Annotated in this window: 8 protein-coding genes and 1 riboswitch; of the genes, 1 reads left to right on the forward strand and 7 read right to left on the reverse strand. The window is 76.2% G+C overall.

Annotated elements, in window-relative coordinates; genetic code table 11:
• The first annotated feature begins 179 nt into the window (after nt 1–179).
• The gene (locus ABD308_RS21725; RefSeq protein WP_344337754.1) at nt 180–1019 is read left to right on the forward strand and encodes a helix-turn-helix domain-containing protein; all 840 of its coding nucleotides are present in this window, start codon (nt 180–182) and stop codon (nt 1017–1019) included.
• Here ABD308_RS21725 and ABD308_RS21730 read toward each other — a convergent pair.
• The 7 genes from ABD308_RS21730 to ABD308_RS21760 all read right to left on the reverse strand — a co-directional run.
• Nucleotides 992–2008 (reverse strand): RICIN domain-containing protein, encoded by a 1017-nt coding sequence (locus ABD308_RS21730; protein WP_344337755.1) that lies wholly within the window; start codon nt 2006–2008, stop codon nt 992–994. The two genes, ABD308_RS21725 and ABD308_RS21730, sit on opposite strands and share 28 nt — an antisense overlap.
• A 76-nt stretch (nt 2009–2084) precedes the next feature.
• Nucleotides 2085–2981: an ECF transporter S component gene (locus tag ABD308_RS21735; protein ID WP_344337756.1), complete on the reverse strand. Its 897-nt coding sequence runs from the start codon at nt 2979–2981 to the stop codon at nt 2085–2087.
• On the reverse strand, nt 2978–4606 hold the full coding sequence (locus ABD308_RS21740) for an ABC transporter ATP-binding protein (RefSeq protein ID WP_344337757.1): 1629 nt from the start codon (nt 4604–4606) through the stop codon (nt 2978–2980). Before ABD308_RS21740 ends, ABD308_RS21735 begins: the two co-directional genes overlap by 4 nt.
• The gene (locus tag ABD308_RS21745) at nt 4603–5817 is read right to left on the reverse strand and encodes an energy-coupling factor transporter transmembrane protein EcfT (RefSeq protein ID WP_344337759.1); all 1215 of its coding nucleotides are present in this window, start codon (nt 5815–5817) and stop codon (nt 4603–4605) included. The genes ABD308_RS21740 and ABD308_RS21745 overlap by 4 nt, the downstream gene beginning before the upstream one ends.
• A gap of 225 nt (nt 5818–6042) precedes the next feature.
• Nucleotides 6043–6783 (reverse strand): SCO2322 family protein, encoded by a 741-nt coding sequence (locus tag ABD308_RS21750; RefSeq protein ID WP_344337761.1) that lies wholly within the window; start codon nt 6781–6783, stop codon nt 6043–6045.
• A gap of 116 nt (nt 6784–6899) precedes the next feature.
• Complete coding sequence (locus ABD308_RS21755) at nt 6900–8180, reverse strand: SCO2321 family membrane protein (RefSeq protein ID WP_344337762.1); 1281 nt, start codon at nt 8178–8180, stop codon at nt 6900–6902.
• Between the two features lie 110 nt (nt 8181–8290).
• Nucleotides 8291–8366, reverse strand: a riboswitch (cobalamin riboswitch).
• A gap of 149 nt (nt 8367–8515) precedes the next feature.
• Nucleotides 8516–9052: TetR family transcriptional regulator (locus tag ABD308_RS21760; protein WP_344337763.1), on the reverse strand; the 537-nt coding region annotated here is incomplete at its 5' end.

Here is a 9052-nt window from a genome sequence, read left to right on the forward strand (position 1 = left end):
CCGCTGTGTGTGCGCTGGGGTGTGCTCCCGCGCGCCCCCCAAATCGGGTGATCTGGAGGGAAGATCGGCTGATTCGGGGTCGGAGGGTCGGTGGCCGTGCTTACCGTGATGCCGACATGGAAAGCCCCGGCGGTGCGCCAACACCCCGGGGATTGGCACCAGGAGAAGAGAGCTCCACGATGCGGATTCATCGTATCCCCAAGCACGCGCCCGGGTACACGATCCTGGACAACCGGCATGTCGTGCGCAAGCACGCGCTGTCGTGGGCTGCCCGAGGGCTTTTGAGCTATTTGCTCAGCCTGCCGGACGGGGCTCGCGAGGACGTACGGACCCTGGCGGCGAAGAGTGTTGAGGGGCGGACGACGGTCGCCCGCGCGCTGCGGGAGCTGGAGGCGGCCGGACACTACGTGCGGCGGACCGTGCGTGACCCCGTGAGCGGACGGGTCAGGACGGCGGTCTCCGTGCATGAAGTGCCCGTTGCGGACAAGGCGGTTCACGCGTTGCCGCCGCTTCCCGTGTCTCCGGCCGCCGGGGCGCCCGGCCTCGGGAAGGCGGGAAGCCCCTCCTTGAGGGTAAGGACGGTGGGATGCAAGGAACCTTCCATCCTTCCGGTGGCGGCGGTGCCCCGCATGACGGAGGGGATGGGCCTGCTGATCGAACTCGGGCAGCGCGATCCGGAGTTGGCGTTGGCGGGCAAGCCCCTGGTGGACCAGGCGGCGCGGATGGAGGGGCTGTTGGCGGGCGGGTGGTCGGCGGACGCGTTGCTGGGCATCCTGGCCGCGCCGTTGCCGGGGAAGGTGACCCACAGCGTCGCGGCGGTGCTCGGCGGGCGGTTGGCGAAGATGCCGCCCGGTCCGTGGCGTAGGGGCAGGGGCGCGGAGGCGGTGGCGGTGCCGAGCCCGAGGCGGCACGAGTGCCCCGGGCGGGACGGCCTGTGTGGCCGTCCCGTCGGCGGGGCGGGGGAGTTGTGCGGCGGCTGCCGCCCAGGAGGTCAGACGGTGTCGCGGACCTTGAAGTAGCCGTTCTCGACCAGGAACTTCTGGTTGGGGTTGGCGGCGCCGCAGGTGTAGAGGAAGACGTTGTCGCCGTTGTCGCGGGTGCCGCCGACGTCCAGGCACATCTCCTGGGCGGAGCCGACCGTGGACTCCAGGACGACCGAGCCCCGGCGCAGCAGCCAGGACTGGTTGGCCTCGGCGGCCTGGGTGTACTCGCAGGCCCAGATGCGGACGTTGTCGCCGTTGGTGCCGGTGTTGTCGGCGTCGAGGCACATCTCGGGGCCGCCGGTTCCGCCGGTGCCGCCGGTGCCGACGGTGTCGGCGACCTTGATCCGGCCGTCGTCGATGACGAAGCGCTGGTTGGTGTGGTCCAGGCACTGCCAGATGCGGACGTTGTCGGCGTTGACGCGAGTGTTGCCGACGTCCAGGCACATGCCGGACGGCGGGCGGGGCGGGGTGGCGACGGTCAGGGTGCCGTCGGTGATCGTGTACTCGGTGGCGCTGCCCGGGTTGGTGTACCGGAAGCTCCCGTTGCCGCGCGGAAGGACGGTGTCGGCGGGGGCTCCGGCGTCCACGGTGACCTGCGGGGAGAAGCGGAAGTAGCCCTTGGCGGGCCAGCCGCTGTTGCCCCCGTTGCGGCCGTAGCCCTCGCAGGTGAGGGTGCGGTTCCCGTTGCTGAGGGCGCAGTTGCGCAGGCCGACGTTGTTGGCGCCCCAGGCCGAGCCGTCGCCGCTGTACTGGGTGGGCACGGTGGTCTGCGGCGCGAAGACGGTGTTGCCCGGGGCGGTGAAGACGGCGGTCATGCCGGAGGCGGGGAGGCTGCCCGCGCCGCCGGTGTTCTGGTACGTCCACGGGACGGCGGCGCTCTCGCCCGGGGCGATCGTGACGGTGGTCGGCACGTCGCGGCCGATGAAGGTGACGGCGGCGGCGGGTTGGGCGAGGGCGCCGGCGAGGGCCAGCGCCGTGGTGGCGACGGTGGCCGTGCGGGCGAGGCGTCGCTTGAGGGGGTGCATGGGGGGCTCGACTCCACTTCCTTGGGGCTGCGGTCGAGCATCCTCGTGGACGGCCGGACCGCCCGGTGGGAGCCTGTCACGGCCGAGTGGTGTGGTTCACCCCTTCGGATGGCGGGGCGCTGCCGGGTGGGCGAGCCGGCGGGTGGAAGGCGACCGGGGCGGCGAAGGCGGCGCGGCGGGTGGCCCGGCGCAGGGCGCGCAGGACGGGGGTGCCGAGGGTGAGGCAGAGCACGACGGTGAGCGCGGCGCGCGGGAGGTCCCAGCCGAGGGAGGTGGTGAGGCAGTAGGCGGCGAAGCGGACCAGGTTGTCGGAGAGCGGGTCGCCCGGGACGAAGGAGATCGAACTCGCGAGGCCCGCGATGTAGGGCCAGCCCTGGAGGTTCATGATCACGCCGTAGAGGAGGGAGGCCGTGGCCCCGTACCCCGCCAGCAGCAGGAGTTCGCGGCGGCCGCGCAGGCGGGCGGGGCCGGGGAGCAGGCCCGCTCCGAGGCTCACCCAGCCCATGGCGAGCATCTGGAACGGCAGCCACGGCCCGACGCCGCCGGTCAGCAGCGCGGAGGCGAACATCGACAGCGCGCCGAGCACGAGGCCGAAGCCGGGACCGAGCACCCGGCCGGCCAGCACCATCAGGAAGAACATCGGCTCCAGCCCGGCGGTGCCCGCGCCGAGCGGGCGCAGGGCGGCGCCGGCGGCGGCCAGCACGCCGAGCAGGGCCACCGACTTGGCGTCCAGGCCGGGCGCGCCGCCGCCCGCCGTGCGGCCCTCGGAGATCTGGGCGACGACGACGGCGAGCAGGAGCGGGAGCAGCAGGGCGAACAGCCAGGGGGCGTCGGCGGAGTGGCCGACCAGGGCGGAGTCCGTCGCGGCGAGCAGCGGCCAGCCGAAACCGGCCACGCCGACCAGGGAGGTCAGCGCCAGCGCGGCGATCGAGCGGCGGCCGAGCGGGACGGGACGGGCGAGCGGGCCGGTCACTCGGCGGCCTCCGCGAGCGCCTCGGCGACCTGGTGGACGGTGAGCCAGCGGCCCGGCGCCAGGATCTTGGCGACCTGCGGGGCGAACGCCGGGGAGCCGAGCACCACGTCGGGCGTCGGCCCGTCCGCGACGATCTCGCCGTCGGCCAGCACGGCCGTGCGGTGCGAGAGTTCGGCCGCCAGCTCGACGTCGTGGGTGGCGAGCAGCACGGCGTGGCCCTCGGCGGCGAGGTCGCGCAGGATCTCCACCAGCCGGGCCTTGGCCGCGTAGTCGAGGCCCCGGGTGGGTTCGTCGAGCAGGATCAGCGGCGGGCGGGCGGTGAGCACCACCGCCAGGGCGAGGGTGAGGCGCTGGCCCTCGGAGAGGTCGCGCGGGTGGGCGGTGTCGTCGAGGCCGGGCAGCAGCCGTTCCACCAGGGCGCGGCAGGTGCCCGGCTCGGCGCCGGCGTCGCGGTCGGCGGACGCGCACTCGGCGGTGACGCTCTCCCCGTACAGCAGGTCGCGCGGGTCCTGCGGGACCAGGCCGACCTGGCGGATCAGCTCGGCGGGCCGGGTGCGGTGCGGGGTGCGGCCGCCGACGGTGACGGACCCGGAGGCGGGTGGGTGCAGGCCGACCAGGGCGCCGAGCAGGGTGGACTTGCCGGCCCCGTTGCGGCCCATCAGGGCGGTGACCTCGCCCGGGTGGAGGGTGAGGTCGACCCCGCGCAGGGCGGGGACCGGGCCTCGGCGCACGACCAGGCGGGAGGCGGTGGCGAGCGGGGTGGCGGGTGAGGCGGCGGATGGCGCGGGCGGGCGGGGGCCGTTCAGGCGGGCGCCGTCGAGGCGGGCGCGGAGCCCGGCGGCCCGGCGGCGGGCGTCGCGGACGGTGAGCGGCAGCGGGCGCCAGCCGGCCAGTCGGCCGAGCCCGACCACCGGCGGGTGCACCGGCGAGTGCGCCATCACCTCGGCCGGCTCGCCGAGCACGGGCGGGGCGCCGGGGGTCAGCAGCAGGACCTGGTCGGCGTACTGGACCACGCGCTCCAGCCGGTGCTCCGCCATCAGCACGGTGGTGCCGAGGTCGTGGACCAGCCGCTGGAGCACGGCCAGCACCTCCTCGGCGGCGCCCGGGTCCAGCGCGGAGGTGGGCTCGTCCAGCACCAGCACGCGGGGGTGGACGGTGAGCACCGAGCCGATCGCCACCCGTTGCTGCTGGCCGCCGGAGAGCGAGGTGAGCGCGCGCCTGCGCAGATCGGCCAGGCCGAGCAGGTCGAGGGTCTCCTCGACCCGGCGTCGCATCACGTCCGGCGGCAAACCCAAGGACTCCATGCCGTAGGCGAGTTCGTCCTCGACGGCGTCGGTGACGAAGTGCGCGCGCGGGTCCTGGCCCACCGTGCCGACCAGGTCGGCGAGGTCGCGCGGGCGGTGCTCGCGAGTGTCGCGACCGCCGACGGTGACCCGGCCGTGCAGCACGCCGCCGGTGAAGTGCGGGACGAGGCCGCTGACCGTGCCCAGCAGGGTGGACTTGCCGGAGCCCGACGGGCCGACGAGCAGGCAGAGTTCGCCCTCGGGGATGGTCAGGTCGACGCCGTTGAGGGTGGGGGCCGTGGCGTCGGCGTACTGGACGCCGACCTGTTCGAAGGTGATCACGAGGTCCTCCGGGGCTCGGTCGGGTCGGTGGGCGCGGGTGGGGCGGCGGTGGCCGGGGCTGCCGGGGTGGCCGGGGTGTCTGTGGCGTGCGGGGTGACGGTGGTGTCCGTGGTGGCCGGTGGGGGCGGGGCCGCGAACGCGGGGACCAGGCCGAGCAGGACGGCCGCCGCGGCGGCGACCGGCAGGACGGGCGCGGTCGGCGGGACGACGGTGGGGGCGAAGGCGAGCGGGTCGAGCGAGGCGAGCCAGGCCGTCGACACCGCGACCGCGATCCCGGATCCTGCGGTGAGCCACTCGGGCAGCGCCCACGGATCGGGGCGGTAGCGGGTGCGGACCGAGCGCCGTCCGCCGAGCAGCAGCCCGGCGAAGGCGGCGGCCAGGCCGATCACCAGCACCGGCACCGCCCACCCGCCGCCGCCCGCCGTCAGCAGCCCGTAGGCGGCGAGGCAGACTCCGAGCAGACCGGTCAGGGTGAGGACGGTGGTGAGCACGGCGAGCCGTCGCGGCACCGCGGCGGTGCGCCCGAAGCCGCGGGTGTCCATCGCGGCCGCGAGCGCCACCGAGCGCTCCAACGCGCCCTCCAGGACGGGAAGTCCGACGCTGAGCACGGCGGCGATGCCTCGGTCGGCGCGTCCGCGCAGCCGGCGGGCGGCGCGCAGCCGGCGCACGTCGGCGACCAGGTTCGGCGCGAAGGTCATCGCGACCACGACGGCCACGCCCGCCTCGTAGAGCGCGCCGGGGAGCGTGCGCAGCAGCCGGGTCGGGCTGGCGAGGGCGTTCGCCGCGCCGACGCAGACCAGCAGGGTGGCCAGCCGCAGTCCGTCGTAGAGCGCGGCGAGCAGGCCCTCGGCGGTGACCCGGCCGCCGATCCGTACGCCCTGCGCCCAGGTGGGGAGCGGGACTTCGGGGAGGGTGAACAGGACGTGGGTGCCGGCGATCGGCGAGCCGAGGAGGACGGCGAAGACGAGGCGGATGCCGAGGACGAGGAGGCCGAGGCGGAGGAAGGCGCCGTAGGAGCGTGACCAGGGCGCGTCGCCGCGCCGGGCGGCGACGACGTAGCCGGCGACGGCGGCGAGCAGGAGCAGGACCAGGGGGTTGGTGGTGCGGGTGGCGGCCGCGCCCAGGCCGAGCGCCCACAGCCACCACGCTCCGGGGTGGAGGTGGCGGGGTCCGGCGGCGGGCCGGCGGCGGGCGGCGCGGGGTGGGGGCACGGTGGGGTCCAACGGTCGGGTCCAGGGTGGGGTGGGGTCGGGTGCCGAGTCGTGCGGCGTGGAGTGGGAAGTCGGATCGGCCGACTTCCTGCGCTGGGGGTGGGGTTTATGTAGACCGGTCGGCATAGGAAAAATCTGTAGACCGGTCTACAGAGCAGGGAATCTGTAGACCGGTCGTCATATTCGGGCCCCGAAAACGCGGGACGGGACCGGGCTGGGTGATCCTCATCGGCGGCGGCGCACCTGCCAGGCGGCGCCCGCGCCAAGTGCGGCGACGAGCGCGAGGCCGGCGCCCACCCCGAGCACGGGCCCACTGGTGGAGGTCCGGGCGGCGCTCGCGGCGTCCGAGGGGCGCTCGCCGTCGGTCGGCGCGTCAGCCGCGCCGGCCGTGCTGCCCGCGCCGGCCGCACCGGCTGTGCTGCCCGTGCCGGCCGCACCGGCTGCACCAGCCGCGCCGAGCTGGTCGGCGCAGCCGCCGCGCGGGTAGCCGGCGATGGCGCAGAGCAGGCCGTTGGTGTCGTACCGCAGCGGCGGCGCGACGGTGGCCAGGACCTCCGCCGAACTGGCCCGGGGCGCGACCACGACGCACGCGGTGCGCGGGGCAGGCGGGCTCTCGCCGCCGGGCGCGTCGGCGGTGCCGCCGAAGTCCAGCACCACGGCCACCCGCTTGCGCCCGTCCTCGGCCGGCGTACCGGCACAGACGGCGGCGAAGTCCCCGGCCGCGCCGGGCCGGGCGGCGTCCCGCCCGCCGTCCGGGCTGACGGCGAACCGCCAGCCCTCCACCGTCCCGTCCGCCGGGACGTGCACGGCCGGCCCCTGCTGCTGGTACGCCCAGCCGCCGTCGGACCAGCGCCAGAACGACCAGTACCGGTACCCGGCGGCCTGCGCCGGCGCGGCGCCGAGCACCAGCAGGATCAGCACCCCGGTGATCATCCCGGCCGTGAACCGCAGGGCCGCCCGCAGCACCCGCCGCCGGGTCTCCGACGCCGCGGTCGTGGCGGTCGTGGCGGTCGTGGCGGTATCGGCGTCGGCGTCGGCCGGTTGGTCCGGCCGGGCCGGCCGCGGGCCCCGGCCGGGGACAGTCACAGCTTCGCGCCGCGCTTGCGCTGCAGGCTCAGCATGAGGCCGCCGCCGATGCCGATCAGCAGGCCGATGCCGAGCGGCCAGTACTTGCTGAGGCTGCCGCCCTCGTCCTTCTTCGCGGGCGCGGAGGCGCTCGCCGGGGCGGACGCGGCGCCGGTGGCCTTGGGCGCGGGGCCGAGCGCGGTCAGCTGCTTGATCAGGTCGGTCCCGCCGAAGGCGGCCGGGTCGCGCTGCGCGGCCTGGGCGACCAGCACCAGCGTGGCGGTCGCGGCGGCGTCGGTGCCGCCCTTGGTCCAGGTGCCGCCCTCCTTGGCCAGCCAGTCGACGGCGCCCGCGGCCTGCTGCGGGTGGCCGCCCTGAACCAGGCCGAGCGCGGCCCACGCGGTGGCCGCGTAGTCGGGGCTGGGCGCGGCGCCGGGCAGGGTCAGCGTGAGGTGCTGCCCGTTCGCCGCGAACCGCGCGGTGAGGTACGCGCCCGCCGCCTCGCCGGAGTCGGCGCGCGGCACGGCAGCGGCGGCGGCGCCGTCCGGGCAGGCCAGGGCCTTGGGGGCGGCGTCCGTGCGGTTGGTGTTGGTGACCGGCAGCCGGCCTCCGGCCGCGGCGAGCGAGGCCTGGCCGCTGGCCAGACCGTTGGCCTCGGCGGGGGTGCCGTCGGGGGAGGTCTGGTAGACGAAGCCGCCGCGCTGCTCGGCGGGGGCGGCGCAGCCGAGCTGGAAGAGGGCGAGCCCGTCGAAGGCGCTCTTGCCGGCCTTGGCGACGGTGGCCGGGTCGGTCCTGGCGGCGAGCAGGGCGTTGATCGCGAGGCCGGTGGAGTTGGCGTCGCCCGGGTTGCCGGGGTTGTAGGCCCAGCTGCCGTCCGCGTTCTGGTTGGCCTTGAGCCACTGGACGCCCTTGTCCACGGCGTCCTGGTGGTCGCCGAGGGCGACGAGCGCCTGGATCGCGACGGCGGTCGCGTTGCTGTCCTCCGCCGCGGCGTCGCAGGCGGGCGCGGCGTCGGCCCGGTACGAGGGCCAGCCGCCGTCCGCGCACTGCTGGCCGGTGAGCCAGCCGACGGCGGAGTCGGCCGGGGTCACCTTGGCGGCGGTCAGCGCGGTCAGCGCGAGCGACTGCCGCCAGACGCCGTCGTAGCTCGGGTCGCCCTTGCCGTACAGGCCGTCCGGGGCCGGGGCGGCGGGGGCCGTGCCGGTGCCAGGGGTGTCGGCGAGCGCCGGGGCGGCGGCGGTGCCGGTGAGCAGCGCGGCGGTCAGGGCGGCGGCGCCCAGGCGGGCGGCGGTCAGCATGATCGGGGGTGTGCCTTTCGGTGAGCGGTGCCGGCCCGGCGGGCCGTTCCGTAGTCCTCGACGGTGCCCGGCGGAGGTCCGCCGGGTGCGGGGCCGCTCGCCCTGCCCCGGGCACTCCGACTCGCCCGGCGGACGGGCGCCGGGCTCACGGCTGCGGGGTCAGCGCCGGATTCGCACCGGCTTTCCCCGGAGGAGGAGCGGATGGAGTTGTTCTGCGCGTCGACTCTAGCCGCCGGGCCGGGCGGCCCGGTGCGGTCCGGGGGAGAACAGGTTCCAGTTCGGCCACGGTCGGGGCACGGCCGTCCCCCCGGGCCGGGGCCCGGCCGGCGTGCGCCTCAGGGCAGGGTGAGCAGCCGGGCCGCCGTGTGCAGGTCGGCCCGCACCTCGGCGATCGAGGCCCGGCCGGAGAGCCAGGCGACCAGCGCCGCGTGCCAGGTGTGCTCGATCACCCGGACGGCGGCGCGCTGCGCCTCGGTGGGCGGTCCGCACTGCCCGATGGCGTCCAGGATGAGCTGTCCGGTGGCGGCGGAGACCTGGTCCACCTCGGCGCCCACCGAGCGGTCGGCGAAGGACAGCGCGCGGACCATCGCCTCGGCCAGCAGCGGCTCGCGCTGCAGCGCGTGGAACGCCCGGGTGAGCGCCTCGGCGACCCGCGGCGCCGGCTCGGCCTCGGCCGGTGGATGCCGTCGGACCTGTTCCTGGAGGCCGTGCAGCTGTTCCAGCATGACCGCCACCAGCAGGTGCACCTTGGACGGGAAGTACCGGTAGAGCGTGCCCAGCGCCACCTGCGCGCCCTCCGCGACCTCCCGCATCTGGACGGCGTCGTACCCGCCGCGCGCCGCCAGCGCGGTCGCGGTCCGCAGGATCCGCCG

It is taken from the genome of Kitasatospora putterlickiae, from assembly GCF_039527695.1.
Lineage (GTDB): Bacteria > Actinomycetota > Actinomycetes > Streptomycetales > Streptomycetaceae > Kitasatospora > Kitasatospora putterlickiae.

What these genes read in the sequence shown, in the direction of transcription:
- ABD308_RS21725 (WP_344337754.1), top strand. Translation starts at nt 180, where the DNA reads ATGCGGATTCATCGTATCCCCAAGCACGCGCCCGGGTACACGATCCTG.
- ABD308_RS21755 (WP_344337762.1), bottom strand. Translation starts at nt 8,180, where the DNA reads ATGCTGACCGCCGCCCGCCTGGGCGCCGCCGCCCTGACCGCCGCGCTG.
- ABD308_RS21730 (WP_344337755.1), bottom strand. Translation starts at nt 2,008, where the DNA reads ATGCACCCCCTCAAGCGACGCCTCGCCCGCACGGCCACCGTCGCCACC.